General features: G+C 54.3%; 18 protein-coding genes. 8 read left to right on the top strand and 10 right to left on the bottom strand.

Going from position 1 to position 22340, the window contains the following annotated elements; genetic code table 11:
- The first annotated feature begins 185 nt into the window (after positions 1–185).
- Positions 186–1505, top strand: a complete 1320-nt coding sequence (locus OGY07_RS06635; RefSeq protein ID WP_042283219.1) for an MFS transporter — start codon at positions 186–188, stop codon at positions 1503–1505.
- 64 nt (positions 1506–1569) lie between these two features.
- On the opposite strand, the gene hrpA is transcribed toward OGY07_RS06635, so the two are convergent.
- Positions 1570–5472: an ATP-dependent RNA helicase HrpA gene (gene hrpA, locus OGY07_RS06630; RefSeq protein ID WP_286599438.1), complete on the bottom strand. Its 3903-nt coding sequence runs from the start codon at positions 5470–5472 to the stop codon at positions 1570–1572.
- A gap of 201 nt (positions 5473–5673) precedes the next feature.
- Between hrpA and azoR the strand changes: the two genes are divergently transcribed.
- Complete coding sequence (gene azoR / locus OGY07_RS06625) at positions 5674–6279, top strand: FMN-dependent NADH-azoreductase (protein WP_286599436.1); 606 nt, start codon at positions 5674–5676, stop codon at positions 6277–6279.
- A gap of 30 nt (positions 6280–6309) precedes the next feature.
- Here azoR and OGY07_RS06620 read toward each other — a convergent pair whose 3' ends face one another.
- The 7 genes from OGY07_RS06620 to OGY07_RS06590 all read right to left on the bottom strand — a co-directional run bounded on the left by OGY07_RS06620 (position 6310) and on the right by OGY07_RS06590 (position 12228).
- Positions 6310–6723: a GFA family protein gene (locus tag OGY07_RS06620; protein ID WP_082636892.1), complete on the bottom strand. Its 414-nt coding sequence runs from the start codon at positions 6721–6723 to the stop codon at positions 6310–6312.
- A 108-nt stretch (positions 6724–6831) separates the two neighbouring features.
- Positions 6832–7443 carry a lysophospholipid acyltransferase family protein gene (locus OGY07_RS06615; RefSeq protein ID WP_286599433.1) on the bottom strand — a complete coding sequence of 204 codons (612 nt, stop codon included), beginning with the start codon at positions 7441–7443 and terminating at the stop codon, positions 6832–6834.
- A 5-nt stretch (positions 7444–7448) separates the two neighbouring features.
- Entirely contained in the window at positions 7449–8363 is a 915-nt protein-coding gene (locus tag OGY07_RS06610; protein WP_286599431.1) for a phosphatidate cytidylyltransferase, read from the bottom strand.
- Complete coding sequence (locus tag OGY07_RS06605; RefSeq protein WP_286599430.1) at positions 8363–8968, bottom strand: CDP-alcohol phosphatidyltransferase family protein; 606 nt, start codon at positions 8966–8968, stop codon at positions 8363–8365. The genes OGY07_RS06610 and OGY07_RS06605 overlap by 1 nt, the downstream gene beginning before the upstream one ends.
- A gap of 101 nt (positions 8969–9069) precedes the next feature.
- A complete protein-coding gene (locus tag OGY07_RS06600; protein ID WP_200033307.1) occupies positions 9070–9393 on the bottom strand; it encodes a YdbL family probable chaperone protein in 324 nt (107 codons plus the stop codon).
- A gap of 7 nt (positions 9394–9400) precedes the next feature.
- Positions 9401–9592 carry a YnbE family lipoprotein gene (locus OGY07_RS06595; RefSeq protein ID WP_286599429.1) on the bottom strand — a complete coding sequence of 64 codons (192 nt, stop codon included), beginning with the start codon at positions 9590–9592 and terminating at the stop codon, positions 9401–9403.
- A complete protein-coding gene (locus tag OGY07_RS06590) occupies positions 9589–12228 on the bottom strand; it encodes a YdbH family protein (protein ID WP_286599428.1) in 2640 nt (879 codons plus the stop codon). The genes OGY07_RS06595 and OGY07_RS06590 overlap by 4 nt, the downstream gene beginning before the upstream one ends.
- Positions 12229–12425: 197 nt before the next feature.
- Between OGY07_RS06590 and OGY07_RS06585 the strand changes: the two genes are divergently transcribed.
- Together OGY07_RS06585 and hslJ are read left to right on the top strand one after the other, a co-directional pair.
- Positions 12426–13415 (top strand): 2-hydroxyacid dehydrogenase, encoded by a 990-nt coding sequence (locus OGY07_RS06585; protein WP_042283245.1) that lies wholly within the window; start codon positions 12426–12428, stop codon positions 13413–13415.
- Between the two features lie 104 nt (positions 13416–13519).
- The gene (gene hslJ, locus OGY07_RS06580) at positions 13520–13942 is read left to right on the top strand and encodes a heat shock protein HslJ (RefSeq protein WP_042283246.1); all 423 of its coding nucleotides are present in this window, start codon (positions 13520–13522) and stop codon (positions 13940–13942) included.
- A gap of 3 nt (positions 13943–13945) precedes the next feature.
- Here hslJ and OGY07_RS06575 read toward each other — a convergent pair whose 3' ends face one another.
- Positions 13946–14218 (bottom strand): putative hemolysin, encoded by a 273-nt coding sequence (locus tag OGY07_RS06575; protein ID WP_286599427.1) that lies wholly within the window; start codon positions 14216–14218, stop codon positions 13946–13948.
- A gap of 154 nt (positions 14219–14372) precedes the next feature.
- Positions 14373–14900, bottom strand: coding sequence for a C40 family peptidase (locus OGY07_RS06570; RefSeq protein ID WP_072014930.1), 528 nt, complete (start codon positions 14898–14900; stop codon positions 14373–14375).
- Between the two features lie 601 nt (positions 14901–15501).
- Between OGY07_RS06570 and nifJ the strand changes: the two genes are divergently transcribed.
- The 4 genes from nifJ (at position 15502) to ttcA (ending at position 22273) form a co-directional block, all read left to right on the top strand.
- The gene (nifJ, locus tag OGY07_RS06565; RefSeq protein WP_286599425.1) at positions 15502–19026 is read left to right on the top strand and encodes a pyruvate:ferredoxin (flavodoxin) oxidoreductase; all 3525 of its coding nucleotides are present in this window, start codon (positions 15502–15504) and stop codon (positions 19024–19026) included.
- A gap of 361 nt (positions 19027–19387) precedes the next feature.
- The gene (gene ompC / locus OGY07_RS06560; protein WP_286599423.1) at positions 19388–20503 is read left to right on the top strand and encodes a porin OmpC; all 1116 of its coding nucleotides are present in this window, start codon (positions 19388–19390) and stop codon (positions 20501–20503) included.
- Positions 20504–20706: 203 nt separating this feature from the next.
- Positions 20707–21141 carry a universal stress protein UspF gene (uspF, locus tag OGY07_RS06555; protein WP_042283257.1) on the top strand — a complete coding sequence of 145 codons (435 nt, stop codon included), beginning with the start codon at positions 20707–20709 and terminating at the stop codon, positions 21139–21141.
- 196 nt (positions 21142–21337) lie between these two features.
- On the top strand, positions 21338–22273 hold the full coding sequence (gene ttcA / locus OGY07_RS06550) for a tRNA 2-thiocytidine(32) synthetase TtcA (protein WP_042283261.1): 936 nt from the start codon (positions 21338–21340) through the stop codon (positions 22271–22273).
- Positions 22274–22340: the final 67 nt, after the last annotated feature.

Raw genomic sequence — 22340 nt, 5'->3', positions numbered from 1 at the left:
CACAGAAAATTCGCCTGGTAAATTGCCTTATTTTTGGCGCATGTCTTTCGCCTCCCCCTTGTCAAATGTAACCAACCTACCTAGTTTGATTAACAATTTCACAACCAACCGACTGTTTCAGGTTGCACCTTCCGCACCGCCAGGTGTCACCTTTTTTTCTACTCTCTGGCTGAGGTTTAACGTCAATGACAACGCATGAAAGTAGCACTGCCATTCTGAAGAAAAACAAAAAAGTCCTCATCGCCAGCCTGACTGGCAGTGCGATTGAGTGGTTCGATTACTTCCTGTATGGCACCGCCGCCGCGCTGGTGTTTAACAAGATTTTCTTTCCGATGGTTGACCCGGTTATCGGTCTGATCCTCTCGTATCTGTCTTTCTCTCTGACCTTTTTCATTCGCCCGATCGGTGGTGTTGTCTTTGCCCATATCGGCGACCGGATTGGCCGTAAGAAAACGCTGGTCTTAACGCTGTCGCTGATGGGCGGCGCGACGGTGATGATTGGCCTGTTGCCGACCTACGAGATGATTGGTATCTGGGCGCCCATTTTGTTGATTCTGATGCGTATCATTCAGGGAATGGGGATAGGTGGCGAATGGGGCGGCGCGCTGCTGCTGGCCTATGAATACGCGCCGGAAAAACGTAAAGGCTTTTTTGGCAGTATTCCCCAGGCGGGGGTTACCATCGGCATGCTGATGGCGACGTTTATCGTGTCGTTAATGACGCTGTTCAGCGAAGAGGATTTCCTCTCCTGGGGATGGCGCATCCCGTTCCTGCTCAGTTCCGTACTGGTGCTGCTGGGGCTCTGGATCCGCCGCGATATTGACGAAACGCCGGATTTTCAGAAAGTGAAGCAATCCGGACAGGTCGCCAAAGCGCCGCTTCGCGAGACGCTCACCCATCACTGGCGTGAAGTGCTGATCGCCGCAGGACTCAAAGTGGTAGAAACCGCGCCATTTTATATTTTTTCGACCTTTGTGGTCAGTTACGCGACGACAACGCTCACCTACCAAAAGTCGCAAGCGCTGGAAGCCGTTACCCTTGGCGCGCTGGTGGCTACGGTAATGATCCCGCTGATGGGCCTGTTGTCGGATAAAGTGGGCCGTAAACGGATGTATGCCGTCAGCGTCTGCCTGCTCGGTCTGTTTATCGTGCCGTGGTTTCTACTGCTCAATACCGGCACGACCTGGGGAATCGTACTGGCGACGGTGGTGATGTTCGGCATTCTCTGGGCCCCGGTCACCGCGGTTCTCGGCACGCTCTGCTCTGAAATTTTCAGCGCTAACGTTCGTTATACCGGGATCACCCTGGGTTACCAGATTGGCGCGGCACTGGCTGGCGGCACTGCCCCGCTTATCGCGACGGGCCTGCTGGCGAAATATAACGGCGACTGGGTGCCGGTGGCGTGGTATTTGCTCGTCACTGTCGCTATCTCCCTCACCGCCATCTTCTTTGCAAGTCGGGTAAAACGGTCTTCTGCTATTCACGCTCAGCCGAACGAACTGTAATAGTCATAAGCCTCACCCGGTATTCGCCGGGTGAGGCGCTACGTTCACGTCACAGTGCAAACAATTACCCGTTTATCTGCTCCATCGCCTGTAAAATACGCTTATCTGAAATCGGATAAGGCGTACCGAGCTGCTGCGCGAAGTAACTGACGCGCAGCTCCTCTATCATCCAGCGGATCGCCTTCACATCTTCATCTTCACGTCGCGCAGGGGGCAATTTATTGAGCCACTGCTGCCACGCCTGCTGCACGCTCTCTACTTTCAGCATTTGGGCGCGGTCGCGGTGCGGATCGACCGCCAGCTTCTCAAGCCGTTTTTCGATCGCCTGTAAATAGCGCAGCGTGTCGCCGAGACGTTTGAAGCCGTTTCCGGTGACAAAGCCGCGATACACCAGCCCGCTCATTTGCGCTTTAATATCCGACAGCCCCAGCGCCATCGTCATGTCCACGCGCCCTTTCAACCGCTTGTTGATGGCAAACACGGCAGTCAGGATCTGCTCAACCTGCTTTGCTATCTCCACCACGGTGTCGTTCAGTTCGGCACGCACCTTTTCGTGTAACGCGGTAAAACCTTCCTCTGTCCAGACCGGGCCGCCGTTGGCGTCGATCAATTTGTCTACGCCACAGGAGATACAGTCGTCTATCAGTTCCAGCACCTTCCCATACGGGTTGAAGTACAGACCCAGCTTAGCTTTGTTCGGCAGCTTCTCGTGCAGGTACTTAATGGGCGACGGTATGTTCAGCAGCAGCAAACGCCGCAGGCCGGACCACATTGCCTGCCGCTGTTCCAGCGGGTTATCGAACAGTTTGATCGCCACACTGTCGCGCTCGTCCACCAACGCTGGCCAGGCTTTGACCTTATAATTGCCGCGTTTCTGCTCGTAGCTTTCCGGAAGCTGGCCAAAACTCCAGATATGCAGGCCGCTCTGTTCGATACCGTCGTCCGCCACGGCAGACAAGGTTTCCTGAACCTTGCCCTTCAGCGCCTCTTTCAGCGCCGTTAACGAACGTCCTTCCTGCAGTTTTTTGTTCTTCTCGTCGACAACGCGGAACGTGACTTTCAGATGATCGGGCACCTGTTCCCAGTGCCAGTCTTCGCGGTCAACCGTCACGCCGGTCATGCGGCGCAGCTCACGCTCAAGGGCCTCCAGTAGCGGCAGTTCGAGCGGGGTTACACGGCCTAAAAACGCCTCAGCATAATTTGGCGCAGGGACAAAGTTGCGCCGTACTGGCTTCGGCAGCGACTTGATCAGCGCAATCACCAGCTCACGGCGCAGGCCGGGGATCTGCCATTCAAAACCGCTCTCGTCCACCTGGTTCAGCAGCGGCAGAGGGATGTGTACCGTCACGCCGTCGGCATCCGCGCCCGGTTCAAACTGGTAGCTCAGGCGCAGCTTCAGATTGCCCTGATGCCAGAAGTTGGGATAGTCCAGCTTGCTGATCTTTTCCGCCCCCTCTTTGATCAGCATGCTCTTTTCAAAATTGAGCAGGTCTGGCGTTTCCCTGCTGACCTTTTTCCACCAACTGTCGAAATGACGCGCGGAAATTACATCGTGGCTGATGCGCTGGTCGTAAAACTCAAACAGCGTCTCGTCATCCACCAGAATATCGCGACGGCGTGACTTATGCTCCAGCTCTTCGACCTCAGCACGCAGCTTCAGGTTATCGCGGAAGAATGCGTGCCGCGTTTGCCAGTCGCCTTCGACCAGCGCGTGGCGGATAAACAGCTCGCGACATAACGCCGGATCGATCTGGCTGTAGTTCACCTTGCGGGCGGCGACAATCGGTAAACCGTACAGGGTGACCTTTTCAGTCGCCATCACTGCGCCCTGCGCCCGCTCCCAGTGCGGTTCACTGTAAGAACGTTTAATCAGGTGCTGGGCAACGGGCTCCACCCAGTCCGGATCAATTCGCGCCGCAATACGGCCCCACAGACGGCTGGTTTCCACCAGTTCTGCCACCATCGTCCATTTTGGCGGTTTCTTGAATAAACCAGAGCCGGGGAAGATGGAGAAACGCGCGTTGCGTGCGCCGGTATATTCCTGCTTGTCGGCATCCTTCATCCCGATATGCGACAGCAGCCCGGTAAGCAGCGCGATATGAATTTCACGGTATTCCGCCGGTTCGCTATTGACCGGAATGCCCAGCTCTTTCACCACCTGACGCAGTTGGGTGTAAATATCCTGCCACTCGCGCACCCGCAGGTAGTTGAGGAAATCCACGCGGCACTGGCGGCGGAACTGGTTCGATGACAGCGCCTTCTGCTGCTCGCCGAGATAATTCCACAGGTTTACGAATGCCAGAAAATCGGACTCTTTATCGTGGAAACGACGATGTTTTTCATCCGACGCCTGCTGCTTGTCCATTGGCCTTTCGCGCGGGTCCTGAATGGAGAGTGCGGAGGTGATGATCATCGCCTCGCGCACGCAGCCGTGTTTTTGCGCTTCCAGCACCATGCGCGCCAGGCGCGGATCCACCGGCAGTTGGCTGAGCTGGCGACCCAGCGGCGTTAGCTTATAGGCGTTCGCCTGTTCGTCAGTCGTAATCGCGCCCAGTTCTTCCAGCAGGCGCACGCCGTCCTGGATATTGCGCTTGTCCGGCGCTTCGACAAACGGGAACGCGGCGATATCGCCCAGTCCCAGCGCGGTCATTTGCAGAATAACCGACGCCAGGTTGGTACGCAGAATCTCCGGATCGGTAAACTCCGGGCGCGACAGGAAATCGTCCTCGGAATAAAGACGAATACAGATCCCTTCCGAGACGCGACCGCAACGCCCCTTACGCTGGTTAGCGGAAGCCTGAGAAACCGGCTCGATAGGCAGACGTTGTACCTTTGTACGGTAGCTGTAACGACTAATGCGCGCGGTGCCGGGGTCAATGACGTACTTAATACCCGGCACGGTGAGCGAGGTTTCCGCCACGTTGGTCGCCAGCACAATGCGCCGTCCGCTGTGGGACTGGAACACCCGGTTCTGTTCGCTATTGGAGAGCCGGGCGTACAGCGGCAGCACTTCCGTATGGCGTAAATTGAGCTTATTAAGCGCGTCGGCGGTGTCGCGGATTTCGCGTTCACCGCTCATAAAGATCAGAATATCGCCGGGGCTTTCACGTCCCAGTTCCTCTACCGCATCGAAAATAGCCTGTAGCTGGTCGCGTTCGGTATCGTCCGCCTCTTCTACAATCGGGCGATAGCGCACTTCCACCGGATAGGTCCGTCCTGACACCTCTATAATCGGCGCATTGTTGAAATGTTTTGAGAATCGCTCCGGATCGATAGTCGCGGAAGTAATGATAACTTTCAGGTCTGGGCGACGAGGCAACAGCTCTTTCAGATACCCCAGTAGAAAATCGATGTTCAGGCTGCGCTCGTGCGCTTCATCGATAATGATGGTGTCGTACTGCATCAGCAGGCGATCCTGCTGGATTTCCGCCAGCAGAATACCGTCGGTCATCAGCTTAACCATCGTGTTATCGCTGACGTGGTCGTTGAAACGCACCTTATAACCGATGCAACCGCCCGGCTCCGTTTGCAATTCTTCAGCAATACGGTTCGCCACGGTACGCGCAGCCAGACGGCGCGGTTGCGTATGACCAATCAGCCCTTTAACCCCGCGCCCCAACTCCATGCAAATTTTCGGTAGCTGGGTGGTTTTTCCCGACCCGGTTTCCCCGGCCACAATCACCACCTGGTGATCGCGAACCGCTTCAAGAATGGCCTGTTTTTTCTGGCTAACCGGCAGGTTTTCCGGATACATGATCGCCGGACGTGACGCTTCGCGTAGCACGACTTTACCGGCTGCCTGTTCGATCTCTTTCGCCATTTCCTGGTAAATGGCCTGTTGTGCATCAGGATTTTTAACCTTCTTCACGCCGTGGAGGCGGCGAGCAAAACGCTGGCGATCGCGCAGCATCAACGCATCTAACTGCTGTTGCAGGAGGTGGAAGGTTAATTTTTGTTGTTCTGTCATAAGGTTAGATGGCAGTGCTCTGCCTGGTTAAATCTCTTTAAATTGATAGGTATAGAGTACCACATCAGCGCATGTTGTGTGTCGTTCAATAAATTCGAACATAGGCTTCGATATATTGCGCTATCTCTGTGGCAGGATTGTGAATAAAGTGTCAACACGCAACGGGGCACAGCCCATTCAAACACCTATAAGGAAACACCCATGAGCAAGGTATTAGTTCTTAAATCCAGTATTCTGGCAGGGTACTCTCAGTCTGGTCAGTTGTCTGATTATTTTGTTGAACAATGGCGTGAAAAACATCCCGCTGATGCCGTAACCGTACGCGATCTGGCGGCAAACCCTGTTCCGGTTCTGGATGGCGAACTGGTCGGCGCCCTGCGCCCGAGCGATGCGCCGCTGACGCCGCGTCAACAGGAAGCGCTGGCGATGTCTGATGAGCTGATTGCTGAACTGAAAGCCCACGACGTAATCGTCATTGCCGCCCCGATGTACAACTTTAACATCCCGACACAGCTGAAAAACTACTTCGATCTTATCGCACGCGCTGGCGTCACGTTCCGCTATACCGAGAAAGGGCCGGAAGGTCTGGTCACCGGTAAACGCGCCGTGATCCTCTCCAGCCGCGGCGGTATTCACAAAGATACCCCGACCGATCTGATCGCGCCATACCTGAAAGTGTTCCTTGGATTCATTGGGATCACCGACGTGAACTTTGTGTTCGCCGAAGGGATCGCCTACGGACCGGAAGTGGCATCAAAAGCGCAGTCCGACGCGAAAGCCGCTATCGACAGCGTGGTAGCCGCGTAAGCGCTCACCTCCCGCTGCGGCGGGAGGTGTTCATTTTGGCTGATAACTCAGATACCCCACCACACCACGACTCGCACCATCACTGGGATGATTCACCCCGTCGGTTACCTCAACCGGTGAAAAGTCAAAAGGCGAGACGTCTTCAATACAGGCCACGTTCACGCCATACTGATCCGGACTGGAACGGCGCTGGTGAAAGGTGTAGATCCCGCAGACTGAACAAAAATAATGCTTCGCTTCGCCAGTATTAAACCGGTACTCCGTGAGCTTATCGCGCCCGGTGAGGACGTCGATACCGTCGAGCGGCGCAGAAACCACCACGGCGCCGCGCATCCGGCAAAACGAACAGTTACAGCGGCGTACGGTGTGAAACCCGTCGCTAAGCTGAACGGTAAAGGTGACCGCGCCGCAGTGGCACTGAGCAGAATATTTTTTTGTCATCATGTTGTCCCGCAATGAGTCGATAACGCCGTTGCAGTGGACAGTATAGAAACAAACGCTCAAGACAACGTGCCTGATAGCGCAAAACGGTGCGCTATCAGCCAATTTGCTTTATTGCGAAAGCGCCAACAGCTGCGCCCGGAGATTATCCATGAACGCGCGCTTGTCGGGATCCGCATACATCGCCCTGCCAATGGACACATCGATAAACAGCGGCAGCGGTATCCGGTTGCCCTTCGCCATTACCCGTTCGGTTCCGGTCAGCCAGACAGGAATAATCGGCACCTCCGGAAAACGCTGGCTCAGATGCCATAACCCGGACTTCAGCGGGGCCAGCTTTCCAGGCTCGCCGCGGGTACCTTCCGGAAACAGAATCAGCGTCTTGCCTTCTCGTAGCGCCTGTTCGCAACGGGCCAACGGGTTAGCGTCGCCGCCTTTACGCATCACCGGGATAATGTTGAGAATATTCAGCGCAAACCAGGCCATCCACTTATTACGCAGAAAATAATCCGCCGCGGCAACCGGATGCACCTGACCCTGACGACGTAATGAAAACAGCGAAAGCAGCGCAAACACGTCCATATGGCTGTTGTGATTCGCCACAATAATCGCCGGACCGTGTGTCGGCAGACGTTCCCGGTGCCGGACACGCAACCCCAGCCATAGCCAAATGACCGGCCAGACAACACAAAGAGTAAACAGAGTACGAAGTAGTCGCGTCATGGTAGTTAAAAGTAAAAATAGCGGATGAAATGAAAGAAGACCGGCGCAGTGAAGATAAGTGAGTCCAGCCTGTCGAGAATACCACCGTGTCCGGGCAAGAGAGTGCCGCTGTCTTTGACGCCACAATCCCGTTTGATCGCCGACATCACCACGTCACCACAAAACCCCGTCACGCCGATAATCACCCCGGAAAGCAGCGCCATCGCCCCGCTCATTGGTGTCAGTAACGGCCCTAACAACAGGGCAACCAATGCCGTTGTCGCCACGCCGCCCAGCAATCCTGCCAGCGTTTTATTCGGACTGACCGTCGGCGTGACCTTAATGCGCCCGAACGACTTACCCCAGATGTACTGCGCAACGTCGTTAAATTCCGTCAGACCGACCAGAAACAGCACCAGTAGCGCGCCGGTCTGTTTGCCATCAGCAGGAAGCACCAGCAGAAAAGCCACATGGCTGAACGCAAACACGGTGGTCATTAAACTCCAGTGCAGTTGGGAAGCGGTACGCAAAAAGCCCTGCGTGTCGCCGGCGATCACCATTCGCGCGGGAAGGAATAAAAAGACATATACCGGAATAAACACCACAAACATGCCGTACCAGCCACTGCCGATAAACCCGTAGTTAACCGGAATAGCGATAAACATCCACAACAGCGGCATACGGTCAGCCTGACGGGACGGCGCCAGTGTCAGAAACTCTTTCAACGCCATAAAGCTGACCAGCCCGAAAAAGGTCAGCGCCAGCCAGGCAGGACTCAGGATCGCCAGCGAAAACAGCACCACGATGACCCACCATGTGCGAATGCGTAGCGTTAATTCGCGCCAGTCTTTATCCGGACGCAGCGTAACCAGTAGCACATTGACCACGCTCGCCGCCAACAGCAGCGCGAATACCGCCGCCAGGGATTTCTCCAGCATCATCACTTCGCCACCTCGACCCGCAACGCGCTGCGACAGCGATTACCCGCCGTCCACAGCAGCAGAAGGATGGCGCCACACCAGACGGCGTTATTCCATGTCGCCAGCTGTGGCCACAGCGTCAAAAGCAGTCCCCAGCATCCAAACAGCAGCGCGCGATCGCTTTTGCCTAACGGACCCGCGTAGCTGCGCACGCCGTTAATGGTTTGCGCCAGCACGCCGCAAAATTCCGTCATTGCCGCACAGAACAGCATCATCACAACCAGCATTGGGTTACTGTCCGGGATCAGCATAAACGGCAGATAAAGCGCGAGGTCGGAGAGGACATCGCCGGTTTCGTTGAGAATCGCACCCAGCCTTGACTGCTGATTGCACTCTCGCGCCAGCATGCCATCCAGCGCATTAAGCGCCATGCGCACAAAGAGCACGACAGGCAGGAGGACCAGCAGTTCCAGACGGGGGAAACACACCAACACGCCGCCCGTCAGGAATGAGAGCGCCATCGCGGCAAGGGTAACGTGATTAGCCGTCACGCGGTGTCGGTGCAGCCAAAACATGAGGGGACGCAAAAGCGCCTGAAAAGCGGGCTTAATTTGATAGAGGGTCATTATCATTCCCTGATAATTAAAAAGTCGCGTAATAATGCCTGACTTTATCGATTGATGCGCCATCGCCCCCTGCTATCAGACAACATTTCAGAATTTATCAGTTATTTTCGCAGCCACTTACCGTTGATTCCCTGCACGTACTCGCCCGGACGGGCGCGCTCAACCAGCTTTTGCCCGGCCATTTTCGCGACCTCCTCTACCGGAATATTGTGACTTTCAGCAAGCCGCTGGTAGCTGACGCTTCGCGCCTGGTTGATCTCTTTCACCAGCGTCCGGGTTTCGGCATCCTCTTTCAGCGCCACGAGGTAGCCGTTCAGGGTCTCCCCAACCCGTCCTTGCGTTCTGGCCTCATTGAGGGTCAGCGCCAGCGCATTTCCGCTCAGCAGACTGAGAATCAGCGTCGTCAGAAGTAATGTTCGTTTCATCCTAACCTCAGAATAAGTCGCTACGTGATTTGAGCAGGCTTTCTACGTCTTTATCCACTTTGATGTGGATCTCATGCTCAATCCTGACATTCATGTTGATAGTGATTGGCTCTTTTGGCGCCGCGACTTCAATGCGCGGCGTACAGCCCGTCAATACCCCTGACAGGAGTAGCGCCAGCATGGCTATCATCATTTTCATTGGGAGTCCTCACATTCCTTGCCTTCCGGGCAGTGTTTCAGGGGCAGCGTTGCGTTCTGTTCAAGCCATGCCTGTAGGTTGTCGCCAAAGCGCAGACTGCGCCAGAGCGCAAATACGTTTTCTTCGTGGGTGTAGTTGAGATTGACCGTCCCCGTCTTACCTTCTACGCGACTGTTGCCGGTGATGGCCGCCTGCATGGTCAGTACGCCGAGATTGTCTAAATTGATTTTGGTCCAGGAATGGGCGATCTCCATGTAACGAAGCCAGTTGATCGCCGCGCCCGCCGCCATATTATCCTTCACCACCGCATCGGCGGTGTCTTTGTCGATGCGCAGGGTCATTGGACCCGGATTCGTTAACCAGCCGTCTTTAATGATCCATTTTTCATTATTCAGCCACAGTGGGAGCGCGCCGCTGACCGGGCCGGACAGGGCAAATTGCTTGGGATTCACCGCGCTTATCAGCTCGCTGGACGAAATATTTTCCACGCGAATCAACGCCGGGTCATGCTGCGGCATACGCAACTGCTGCATCCTCACCTTACCACCCAGCACGTCAACGCTGACGTCGGTGAGTAACAGCGGATCCTCTTCACGCCAGGGGTACGCGCCCTGCAGATCGGCGCTGAGGTTGGTAGCTGTCACCTGATTGACCACTTCGGCGATCCGCAGCGAAACCGGTCCGCGCGTGCCCAGTTGCCACGTACCGTTGCCAAAACGGAATGGCAACACGAAATCCACACCGTTAATCTGGTTGTCGGGCATCCATGCGCTGCCGCCTTTGAGCACACCGTGGCCGCCCGCTTCAAACCCTTGTTCCGGCGCGGCAGAGAACGCGACCTGGGCGTAGAGCTCGCCTTCGCGCAGAGTCATTTTCCAGTCTGGCGGCACCAAAGGTTGAAACACCGTTAGCGACTGCTGCGGCCACCAGGCCTGTCCGCGCAGACGAATGCCGTCCCAGCGTCCGTTAACCCGAACCGGCCCAATCGCCCCGGCATGTAAATCGCCTTTGAACTGGAACAACGTCGGATCGCTACCGTCAACGCTGAACTTGAGCGTCGACGGCGGCAACACGCTGCCGCCCGAAAAATGGGTTTCGCCAGCGTCGAGCGAGAGCGCGCCGCTAAACCGCGGCTGGGCTTCATCGCGCACCCACTGAACCGGCTTGTCGAGTATCAGCCGCGGGGAGTCGATCGTCATGGTGCCGTATTGAAGCTGATTAAAGCCAGTGGAGAGATCGGTCAGGGTGATGACCTTATCGCGCCATTCCCCTTTACCCGCCACGTCCCAGGCGGCATGCATAGGGGTAAAACGGCCCTTCCCCCAGTAGCGCCACTGCCAGCGCCCTGCATCCGGCAGGAAATCGTTCGCCAGACCGTCGAGATGCAGCACAAAGTCACCCATTTTATTTTCATGCGCGCGCAGTATGGCCTGCAGACGACCGTCCACGCCGCGCTGCGTCACCGTCACCCCTGCCAGCGGCCAGCGAATCTCATCAATGTCCAGCGAGTCGATGACCCGCCCGCGCGAACGCAGCAGCGCGCCAGGCTCAAAGGCCAGTTGCGGATCGCTCAGGCTTCCGCTCAGTTGGGCGGGTAGCCTGGCGTAAAAAATCAAATCGTCCTGCTTCGCTTCGCCGGTTAACTGAAGCGGCATCGCGCTATTATCCATGCTGAGTTTGCCCGGGCCAAAGGTCAGCACCGCGTTTCCTTTGCCCGCGTCGCCCTGGGTAAGGACATTAAGGCGACCGCTAATCAGCGCCCTTTCTGTCCCCTCCTGCCAGTTATCAACCTTAATGCCCAGACGCCCGCTTAAGGGAAAATCCTCATACGGCCACGTCCAGCGGCCGTCGCTGATGGAGAGTTGCTGAGACGTAAGGGTCCACGGCAGGTCGAGCAACGGCTCATGCTGCCCGCGCGCCATCACGATCAGTTGCCCCGTATTGTCACGCCATTCCAGTTCCGCATCCACCAGCGAAGGCGCCTGCGGCAGAGTCAACGTCGCAACGCTATGACCGCTTGTCGGCAGCCCATCCGGCACCAGCGGCATCGTGAATTCACCAACCAGTCTGACGGGCGGCTGCCCTTCAAACGCCGTCACGTCCAGTTCACTCACGGACAGCATCTGGCCGCGCAGTTGCGCCCGAAGGGTGACCTTTTCCCCCTGATAGCGCACTTGCTGAACCGACGGGGTAAGCGAAAGGTTCAGTTTTCCCTGCCATACTTGCCAGGGAGAAAGCGCCACATTGTTGATAGTGATCCAGGTATTCGGCAACATCGCCTGCCACTCGGCAAGGGTGCGCGGCGCGGCGGGCGACGACTCGCTTTGCGGGAGTTTAGCCAGGCAGGCGGAATCAAGCTGAAGGGTTTTAATCGTAAGCTGCCAACGGCTGGGATGGGAAATGTCCGCCTGGGTGACGCGCGCCAAAGGACATTCGCCGACTAAATATGTCATCTCAGGAATATGCAATCCCTGACGCGTCAGGCGTGGGCTTTGGTCAAAGGCTATGCGCGTGCCGAGCGGCAGCCAAATGCCCGCCAGCGTTGGGACCCACCACCCAAGCGTCATCACCAGCGTCAGCGGTATGAGGATAACCAGCAAAGCGATCGCCAGAACGGCTTTGTATTTACCCTTCATGGGCAGTTAATATCCTGATTTAGCATTAAATTAAGCCGAATAAGGCCACTATTGTGTCATGTTTGCCGAAACATGCCCAGTTTAAGGATAGATGCTCTAGAATTATTCATTATATGTATCACTTTCAATACTTTTTTATATTTTGTAAAATAATTTGAATTCAATACGTGTGATTCAACATCACTGGAGAAAGTCTTATGAAACTCGCCGTATACAGCACTAAACAGTACGACAAGAAGTACCTGCAACAGGTTAACGAGGCTTTTGGCTTTGATCTTGAATTTTTTGACTTTTTGCTGACGGAAAAGACAGCGAAAACCGCCCATGGCTGCGAGGCCGTCTGTATTTTCGTAAACGATGACGGAAGTCGACCGGTACTTGAAGAGCTGAAGAAACAAGGCGTTAAGTTCATCGCGCTGCGCTGCGCGGGTTTCAACAACGTCGATCTTGACGCGGCAAAGGAGCTGGGTTTACAGGTCGTGCGCGTGCCGGCCTATTCGCCGGAAGCCGTCGCTGAACACGCCGTCGGTATGATGATGACGCTGAACCGTCGCATTCACCGCGCTTATCAGCGCACCCGCGATGCTAACTTCTCGCTCGAGGGCTTAACCGGTTTCACTATGCACGGTAAAACAGCCGGGATCATTGGTACCGGTAAAATTGGCATTGCCGCTCTGCGCATCCTGAAAGGTTTTGGTATGCGACTGCTGGCGTTCGATCCCTACCCGAGCGCCGCCGCGCTTGAGCTGGGGGTGGAATATGTCGATCTCGCCACGTTGTTTGCCGAGTCGGATGTGATCTCCCTGCACTGCCCATTAACGCCAGAGAACTATCATCTGCTTAACCACGCGGCCTTTGACCAGATGAAGGATGGCGTGATGGTGATCAATACCAGTCGTGGAGCGCTGATCGACTCCCAGGCGGCTATTGAAGCGCTGAAAAATCAGAAAATTGGTTCGCTGGGTATGGATGTTTACGAGAACGAACGCGATTTGTTTTTTGAAGATAAGTCTAATGACGTCATTCAGGATGATGTGTTCCGTCGGCTTTCCGCCTGCCACAACGTCCTGTTTACCGGGCATCAGGCCTTCCTCACGGCGGAAGCGCTGACCAGCATTTCAGAAACTACGTTGCACAATTTGCAGCAGTTAATGAACGGTGAATCGTGCCCTAACGCCCTGTTTTAACGCTTATCCCTCCCGCGTTTGGGAGGGGTTTTCAGATTTTCCCCAAAGCCATATTCGGTAAGATCGTTATTCTGTTATTGATTGATAAGATTCAGAGAGTTGATATGAAGAAGGTAGTCGCGCTGGTTGCGCTGAGCCTGCTGATGGCAGGTTGTGTGAGTAATGGAAAAGTGTCTGTCAGCCGCGAGCAGCTACAGCATCATCGCTTCGTGCTGGAAAGCGTGGACGGAAAACCGATCGCGGCAAGCCAGCAGGCTCCCGAGCTGAGCTTCGGTGAAAAGATGACGATCTCAGGCAAGATGTGTAATCGCTTCACCGGTCAGGCCACGCTGTCAGATGGCGAGCTGAAAGCCAAAAATCTGGCAATGACGCGGATGATGTGCGCCGACCCGCAACTTAATCAACTGGACGCCACGCTGAGCGCCATGCTCAGCAAGGGTGCACAGGTAGACCTGACCGCTAACCAGCTTACGCTGGCGACGGCGGAACATACTCTGAGCTATAAACTGGCCGACTTAATGCAGTAAGTATCAATAACTACCACAGCTTCCCGCGGCGAGAGATTGTTCGCTACAGCGTTTGCCGTTGGGAAGCGCGCACATGCCAATGGCAGAACCGTCCAGTTGACGGGCGACAGAGAGCGATCCCCCTATCATGGCGCAATTGGCCTCGCCGGAGCTGGTCATCGCCGCTCTTAACCCCGGAGCGATATGCGCCGCCGTCGCCTGCTGAACAGGTTCATTGTCACTGCTGCACGCCGACAATAATAACGCGGCACATCCTACCCAAAACGCTGCGCGCATTTCTCTCCCCTTATCTTCTGAAAGCCAAACGAACCGCACTAATAATAGGCATGCGAAGCTGTCGCGTCGAGAGTCAACGCGCGCATTTATGCGCCGCAGCCGCATTTTATCGCGTTATCCGTGCGGTTTTTGATCTCACACGGCCCCATGAGCTTTAAACACTCACCCTACGAGCGGTCACATAGCGCGACTGCCAGTATCGGTTTGAAAGATGTGACAATGTCACACCTTCCGAACTGGATGCATGGATAAACGCATCATTTCCGATATAAACCCCAACATGATGGACGTTTGGTTTCGTTTCGAAAAACACCAAATCACCGACGTTAAGTTCATTCTGATGTATCCGACGACCGATATGACTTTGCTCACGGGCAGTCCGCGGCAAGTGTTTATGAATCGTCGAGGCAATAATACGACGCGTAAAGGCGGAGCAATCAATGCCACGGCGGCTGTCCCCGCCCCAGCGGTAATGTGTACCCTGCCACTGTGCGAATTCACGCATAATGCGTTGTTTAAGCTGTTTGTTGTTACGCTGAGCTGACGACCGGTTTACGGAATTATCAGCATAAGACAACGTAGAAAAGGTATTGAAGCCCCAGTCTTTGGCCTGAATTTTAACAAACGCAAAAGACGATGATGAGGTAGATATAAGTAAAGCAAGCAAAAATAAACGAATCATAATTTAATCAAAACAAGTAATTACATTATCACATCCTGACTTTTTCGCGCACAAAGAAGATTCACGTTATTACGTGTAAATAATATGTTTAAATTGCGTGTATCCGCAACTGGCTGGTTATTATCACTATGCTAACCGCAAAAATAACAAGGCTTTCCTGCCCAGTTCTGCACCCAGTGTAGAGACAGCAGACCTGAAGCCAAACTTAAATCATCTTATTAAGAACAGTCATATCCCAAGAGAACGGCAAGGATAATAATTTTCTTAAGAAATTTCTCAAAGAAAATTACGGTCCAGTTTTGGACCTCACTTAACAAATAAGATAAAGCTGTTAAATCCACGTTAATAAACAATCGACTTTTTGATGACAACGTAAAAATATATTGCACACCTTGCCCCCGGAAAAATAAAAACGTGGGCATCATCGGGGTTAAATAAATATTAAATTTCCGATCTTGTTTCGCGATCTGTGTGTCAATTTGTGCACTCGAAAGCCGCATAACTTCAAGGGAATACAGGAAAGTCCTATACTGAAAAGATAACTATCGGGACGCCATGCTGTAGAGAGCGTCTTTCAATTTGCGCAATGTAAGGGTGTCATATGATCACAATTGACGGTAATGGCGCGGTCGCCTCCGTAGCGTTCCGCACCAGTGAAGTTATCGCCATCTACCCCATAACGCCCAGTTCAACAATGGCTGAACAGGCGGACGCCTGGGCGGGGAACGGGCTTAAAAACGTCTGGGGAGATACCCCGCGCGTGGTCGAAATGCAGTCTGAAGGCGGCGCGATCGCTACCGTGCACGGTGCGTTGCAAACCGGGGCTCTGTCGACCTCCTTTACGTCCTCCCAGGGTCTGCTATTGATGATCCCGACGTTGTATAAACTGGCGGGACAGCTTACTCCGTTCGTACTGCACGTCGCCGCCCGTACCGTGGCGACACATGCGCTGTCTATTTTCGGCGATCATTCCGACGTAATGGCCGTCCGCCAGACCGGCTGCGCCATGCTGTGCGCGGCCAGCGTTCAGGAAGCGCAGGACTTCGCGCTGATCGCCCAAATCGCCACATTGAAAAGCCGGGTGCCCTTTATTCACTTTTTTGATGGTTTTCGTACTTCGCATGAAATCAACAAAATCGTGCCGCTGGCTGACGATACGCTGCTGAACCTGATGCCACAGGCTGAAATCGACGCCCATCGCGCCAGAGCGCTTAATCCGGAGCATCCGGTGATTCGCGGCACGTCGGCAAACCCGGATACGTACTTCCAGTCGCGGGAAGCGACAAACCCATGGTACAACGCGGTTTACGACCATGTTGAGCAAGCGATGAATGATTTTGCCGCGGCGACGGGTCGTCAATATCGCCCCTTTGAATACTACGGTCACCCACAGGCTGAACGCGTGATTATCCTGATGGGGTCGGGTATCGGTACCTGCGAAGAGGTGGTCGACGAACTGCTGACGCGCGGTGAAAACGTTGGCGTGCTGAAAGTACGTTTGTTCCGCCCGTTCTCCGCACAACACCTGCTGCGCGCTCTGCCAGCGTCGGTACGTTCGGTCGCCGTACTCGATCGTACCAAAGAGCCGGGATCCCAGGCAGAGCCGTTGTATCTGGACGTCATGACCGCGCTGGCGGAAGCCTTTAACCGCGGCGAGCGTGAGACACTGCCGCGCGTTATCGGCGGACGCTACGGTCTTTCTTCGAAAGAGTTCGGCCCCGACTGCGTGCTGGCGGTCTTCACTGAACTGAGCAGCACGCAACCAAAATCGCGTTTTACTGTGGGTATTTACGACGATGTGACCAATTTGTCATTGCCGTTACCGGAAAACACCCTCCCCTCCAGCGCCCGGCTGGAAGCGCTGTTTTACGGACTGGGCAGCGACGGCAGCGTCTCGGCGACCAAAAACAACATCAAGATTATCGGTAACTCGACCCCCTGGTACGCGCAGGGTTACTTCGTCTACGATTCGAAAAAGGCCGGAGGTTTGACGGTTTCGCATCTTCGCGTCAGCGAACAGCCGATCCGTTCCGCCTACCTTGTTTCGCAGGCCGACTTTGTTGGCTGTCATCAGTTGCAGTTTATTGACAAATACCCGATGGCAGAACGTCTCAAACCTGGCGGGATTTTCCTGCTCAATACCCCCTATAACGCCGATGAGGTCTGGGCGCGTTTGCCACAGGAAGTCCAGGCGGTGTTGAACCAGAAAAAGGCGCGTTTCTACGTCATTAACGCCGCGAAAATCGCTCGCGAATGCGGTCTGGCCGCACGCATCAACACCGTCATGCAGATGGCCTTTTTCCATCTGACGCGCATTTTGCCTGGCGACAGCGCGCTGGCTGAACTTCAGGGCGCGATCGCCAAAAGCTACAGCAGCAAAGGACAGGATCTGGTGGAGCGCAACTGGCAGGCGCTGGCGCTGGCCCGCGAATCGGTTGTTGAAGTGCCGCTACAGTCGGTGAATCCGCAAAGCGCCCACCGTCCACCGGTCGTTTCGGACGCAGCCCCTGATTTTGTCAAAACGGTCACCGCCGCGATGCTCGCCGGACTCGGTGACGCGCTTCCGGTATCCGCCTTACCGCCGGACGGTACCTGGCCGATGGGCACCACGCGCTGGGAAAAACGCAATATAGCCGAAGAAATTCCAATCTGGAAAGAGGAACTGTGCACTCAGTGTAACCATTGTGTCGCCGCCTGCCCGCATTCGGCGATTCGCGCCAAAGTCGTGTCGCCACAGGAGATGGAGAACGCCCCAGCCAGTCTGCATTCGCTGGACGTGAAATCTCGTGATATGCGTGGCCAGAAATATGTGCTGCAGGTCGCTCCGGAAGATTGCACCGGCTGCAACCTGTGCGTCGAGGTGTGCCCGGCGAAAGATCGCCAGAACCCGGAAATCAAGGCGATTAATATGATGTCCCGCCTTGAGCATGTGGAAGAAGAAAAAGTGAACTACGACTTTTTCCTCGCTCTGCCAGAAATTGATCGCAGCAAACTTGAACGCATTGATATTCGTACTTCGCAGTTGATCACCCCGCTGTTTGAATATTCCGGCGCCTGTTCCGGCTGCGGCGAAACGCCGTATATCAAGTTGCTGACCCAGCTGTACGGCGATCGCATGTTGATTGCCAACGCCACCGGGTGCTCGTCGATTTACGGCGGTAACCTGCCTTCAACGCCGTACACCACCGATGCGAACGGACGGGGCCCGGCATGGGCTAACTCGCTGTTTGAGGATAACGCCGAATTCGGTCTGGGATTCCGTCTGACGGTCGACCAGCATCGCGTGCGGGTGATGCGCCTGCTGTCGCAGTTTGCCGAACAAATCCCAACGGCGCTCTACGAGGCATTGCACGCCGAAGCGACACCGGACGTGCGCCGCGAACAGGTTGCCGCCCTGCGCCAGCATCTGCAAGATGTCGACGGTGCCCGCGAGCTGGTCGCCGATGCCGATGCGCTGGTTGAGAAATCAATCTGGCTTATCGGCGGAGACGGATGGGCTTACGATATTGGCTTCGGCGGTCTCGATCATGTGCTGAGCCTGACCGAAAACGTCAATATTCTGGTGCTGGACACGCAGTGTTATTCCAATACCGGCGGCCAGGCGTCAAAAGCCACGCCGCTTGGGGCTGTCACAAAATTTGGCGAACACGGCAAGCGCAAGGCGCGTAAAGATCTCGGCGTCAGCATGATGATGTATGGTCACGTTTACGTCGCGCAGATCTCGCTTGGCGCGCAGCTAAACCAGACGGTGAAAGCCATACAGGAAGCGGAGGCGTATCCAGGACCGTCGCTGATCATTGCCTACAGCCCATGTGAAGAGCACGGCTACGATCTGGCGCTGAGCCACGACCAGATGCGTCAACTGACGGCGACTGGCTTCTGGCCGCTCTATCGTTTCGATCCGCGTCGCGCGGAGGAAGGCAAAGTGCCGCTGGCGCTTGACTCTCGTCCACCGTCAGATGCGCTGGCGGAAACCCTGCTTAACGAGCAGCGCTTCCGCCGTCTTAATGCGCAGCAGCCCGAGGTCGCGGAGCAACTATGGAAAGATGCCGCCGTGGACCTGCAAAAACGCTATGACTTCCTGGCGCAACTGGCGGGGAAAGCAGAAAAAGCGAACAGTGAATAACGGCCTGGCGGGATTCATCTGGAAATAAAAAAAAGCCCGAACATCGTTTCGGGCTTGTCAGTATGTTTGCTGGTAAATCAGTACGTTTCGCAATGGACCAACAAAAAGCAGAGTTTGACAATAAAGGCATATAACCCGCGCAGAATATCGCATCAAATTCAACTTGTATAATTTTTATTTTATATATTTTTGGTTAATACATTCACGCTAATTATTACTGTTACCATAGAATTATTTAATTAAGGTTTTACTTAAAACGTAACAATTCATACTTATCTCTTTACGGAACTTCTCCTTTAGCATGCTTTTACTCCCCTTAAGAGGGAGTCACAGGTAAATAATAAACGAAAGGATTATTTCGATGAAAAGAAAAGTACTGGCTCTCGTAATCCCTGCCCTGTTAGCCGCTGGCGCAGCGCATGCCGCTGAAGTCTATAATAAAGACGGCAATAAATTAGATCTCTATGGCAAAGTAGATGGTCTGCATTATTTCTCTGACAACAATAAGTCTGACGGCGATCAAACGTATGTTCGTGTTGGCTTCAAAGGCGAAACCCAAATTAACGATCAACTGACCGGTTACGGCCAGTGGGAATATAACGTTCAGGCGAATACTACAGAAGGCGAAGGTTCAAATTCCTGGACCCGTCTGGCATTCGCGGGCGTAAAATTCGGCGACTACGGTTCATTCGACTACGGTCGTAACTATGGCGTACTGTACGATGTGGAAGGCTGGACCGATATGCTGCCGGAATTTGGCGGCGACTCATACACCCAGGCTGACAACTTTATGACCGGTCGTACAAACGGCGTCGCAACCTACCGTAACACGGACTTCTTCGGCCTGGTAAACGGACTGAACTTTGCGCTTCAGTATCAGGGCAACAACGAAAACCAGAACGGTCAGGAAGGCACCAATAACAACGGCCGCAATCTTCAACACTCCAACGGCGACGGTTTCGGTATTTCGACGACTTATGATATGGGCATGGGCTTCAGCGCTGGCGCTGCTTACACAACCTCTGACCGGACCAACGAGCAGGTTAACGCTGGCGGCAAAGTGGCTGGCGGCGAAAACGCGGATGCCTGGACTGCGGGTCTGAAATACGATGCCAACAACATCTACCTGGCGACGATGTATTCTGAAACCCGCAACATGACCCCGTACGGCGATGACGGCGTAGCGAACAAAACGCAAAACGTGGAAGTGACTGCGCAGTACCAGTTCGACTTTGGCCTGCGTCCGGCGGTGTCTTTCCTGATGTCTAAAGGTAAAGACCTGAGCGGCCAGGGTAACGACACCAGTAAAGATCTGGTTAAATACGCTGACGTCGGCGCGACCTACTACTTCAATAAAAATATGTCGACCTATGTTGATTATAAAATCAACCTGCTGGACGAAGACGACAACTTCTATGCTAACAACGGTATCAACACCGATGACGTTGTAGCGCTGGGTCTGGTTTACCAGTTCTAAACTCTTCAGCCCGCTGGCGACGGCGGGCTATTCTCTGCGCTGAATCCCCCTGTCCTTCTCTGTTGCGCACTTTGCTGTGCTGACACATGCATACCATATAATTAAAATCATAAATATGTGATGCCAAAATGTGACCGTCGTCGTTATACTTACCGAGCTAAAAGGCGTTACACTTTATATGGATACATTAACAGGAGGTTTTTATGAGCAGAACGATTCTGGTACCTATCGATATTTCAGACTCAGAATTAACTCAACGGGTGATTTCCCACGTTGAAGCCGAAGCAAGGATTGACGATGCGCAGGTGCATTTTCTGACCGTGATTCCGTCACTGCCTTATTACGCATCGCTGGGCCTGGCCTACTCCGCAGAGTTGCCCGCCATGGACGATCTGAAAGCTGAAGCCAAATCTCAGTTGGAAGAGATGATAAAGCAGTTCAATATCCCGGCGGACAGAGTCCAGGTACATATTGCTGAGGGTTCGCCAAAAGACAAGATTCTGGAAATGGCGAAGAAATTGCCGGCGGATATGGTCATTATTGCCTCGCACCGTCCGGATATCACCACCTACCTGTTAGGGTCGAACGCGGCGGCTGTCGTGCGTCACGCTGAATGTTCGGTACTGGTGGTTCGCTAATCCTTTCAGCCCGCACCCCGCTGCGGGCTTTTTCTTCTCTTACCTGCCCCCTGCGTTTTGCCTGTTAAATGTGCTGACATTTTTCTCGCTAATCCGTACCATACGCTCCACGGTTTTTATATCAGACAGCGTCCGCGGATCCTTCGGCGTGATGTCGCCCCCTCTGATGCCACACAATGAATTGAGCCTCTATTACATGTCGCAAAATCAAGAAATGAGTAAGAAAGAGCAGTACAACATCAATAAATTACAGAAGCGTCTGCGCCGAAACGTGGGCGAAGCCATTGCCGATTTCAACATGATTGAAGACGGCGATCGCATCATGGTTTGTCTTTCAGGCGGCAAAGACAGCTATACCATGCTGGAGATTTTGCGCAATTTACAACAAAGCGCACCGATCCAGTTCTCGCTGGTGGCGGTGAACCTCGATCAAAAACAGCCCGGTTTTCCTGAGCATATTCTGCCTGAATACCTCGAACAACTCGGCGTGGAGTACAAGATTGTTGAGGAAAACACCTACGGGATCGTAAAAGAGAAAATTCCGGAAGGCAAAACCACCTGCTCCCTGTGCTCACGTTTGCGCCGCGGTATTCTTTACCGTACCGCTACGGAGCTGGGCGCCACCAAGATTGCGCTTGGACACCATCGCGACGATATTCTGCAAACCCTGTTTCTTAACATGTTCTACGGCGGAAAGATGAAAGGCATGCCACCAAAGCTGATGAGCGACGACGGTAAACATATCGTGATCCGTCCGCTGGCCTACTGCCGGGAAAAAGATATTGAACGTTTTGCCGAGGCGAAAGCGTTCCCTATCATTCCTTGTAACCTGTGTGGTTCACAGCCGAACTTACAGCGCCAGGTGATTGCCGACATGCTGCGCGACTGGGATAAACGCTACCCGGGTCGCATTGAGACCATGTTCAGCGCCATGCAGAACGTGGTGCCGTCTCACCTGAGCGACATTAACCTGTTTGACTTCAAAGGGATCAGACACGGCGCAGAGGTGGTAGACGGTGGCGATCTGGCGTTCGATCGCGAAGATATCCCGCTACAGCCTGTAGGCTGGCAGCCAGAAGAAGATGAACATCAGCTTGCTGAGCTACGGTTGAATGTGGTTGAGGTGAAGTAAGCGTCGTTTGACGCTTTTACCCTGCCGGATAACGGCTTTGCCGTATCCGGCGTTAACGCCAAAGGGC

It is taken from the genome of Citrobacter sp. Cs237 (assembly GCF_030332325.1).
Classification (GTDB): domain Bacteria; phylum Pseudomonadota; class Gammaproteobacteria; order Enterobacterales; family Enterobacteriaceae; genus Citrobacter_A; species Citrobacter_A sedlakii.
The sequence above is the reverse complement of the archived record's forward strand: the minus strand, read 5'-3'. Positions and strand labels throughout refer to the sequence as shown.

Bases quoted from the DNA above. Each gene is read 5' to 3' on its own strand.
- OGY07_RS06635 (WP_042283219.1), top strand. From the start codon at position 186: ATGACAACGCATGAAAGTAGCACTGCCATTCTGAAGAAAAACAAAAAA.
- hrpA (WP_286599438.1), bottom strand. From the start codon at position 5,472: ATGACAGAACAACAAAAATTAACCTTCCACCTCCTGCAACAGCAGTTA.
- azoR (WP_286599436.1), top strand. From the start codon at position 5,674: ATGAGCAAGGTATTAGTTCTTAAATCCAGTATTCTGGCAGGGTACTCT.
- OGY07_RS06620 (WP_082636892.1), bottom strand. From the start codon at position 6,723: ATGATGACAAAAAAATATTCTGCTCAGTGCCACTGCGGCGCGGTCACC.
- OGY07_RS06615 (WP_286599433.1), bottom strand. From the start codon at position 7,443: ATGACGCGACTACTTCGTACTCTGTTTACTCTTTGTGTTGTCTGGCCG.
- OGY07_RS06610 (WP_286599431.1), bottom strand. From the start codon at position 8,363: ATGATGCTGGAGAAATCCCTGGCGGCGGTATTCGCGCTGCTGTTGGCG.
- OGY07_RS06605 (WP_286599430.1), bottom strand. From the start codon at position 8,968: ATGACCCTCTATCAAATTAAGCCCGCTTTTCAGGCGCTTTTGCGTCCC.
- OGY07_RS06600 (WP_200033307.1), bottom strand. From the start codon at position 9,393: ATGAAACGAACATTACTTCTGACGACGCTGATTCTCAGTCTGCTGAGC.
- OGY07_RS06595 (WP_286599429.1), bottom strand. From the start codon at position 9,592: ATGAAAATGATGATAGCCATGCTGGCGCTACTCCTGTCAGGGGTATTG.
- OGY07_RS06590 (WP_286599428.1), bottom strand. From the start codon at position 12,228: ATGAAGGGTAAATACAAAGCCGTTCTGGCGATCGCTTTGCTGGTTATC.
- OGY07_RS06585 (WP_042283245.1), top strand. From the start codon at position 12,426: ATGAAACTCGCCGTATACAGCACTAAACAGTACGACAAGAAGTACCTG.
- hslJ (WP_042283246.1), top strand. From the start codon at position 13,520: ATGAAGAAGGTAGTCGCGCTGGTTGCGCTGAGCCTGCTGATGGCAGGT.
- OGY07_RS06575 (WP_286599427.1), bottom strand. From the start codon at position 14,218: ATGCGCGCAGCGTTTTGGGTAGGATGTGCCGCGTTATTATTGTCGGCG.
- OGY07_RS06570 (WP_072014930.1), bottom strand. From the start codon at position 14,900: ATGATTCGTTTATTTTTGCTTGCTTTACTTATATCTACCTCATCATCG.
- nifJ (WP_286599425.1), top strand. From the start codon at position 15,502: ATGATCACAATTGACGGTAATGGCGCGGTCGCCTCCGTAGCGTTCCGC.
- ompC (WP_286599423.1), top strand. From the start codon at position 19,388: ATGAAAAGAAAAGTACTGGCTCTCGTAATCCCTGCCCTGTTAGCCGCT.
- uspF (WP_042283257.1), top strand. From the start codon at position 20,707: ATGAGCAGAACGATTCTGGTACCTATCGATATTTCAGACTCAGAATTA.
- ttcA (WP_042283261.1), top strand. From the start codon at position 21,338: ATGTCGCAAAATCAAGAAATGAGTAAGAAAGAGCAGTACAACATCAAT.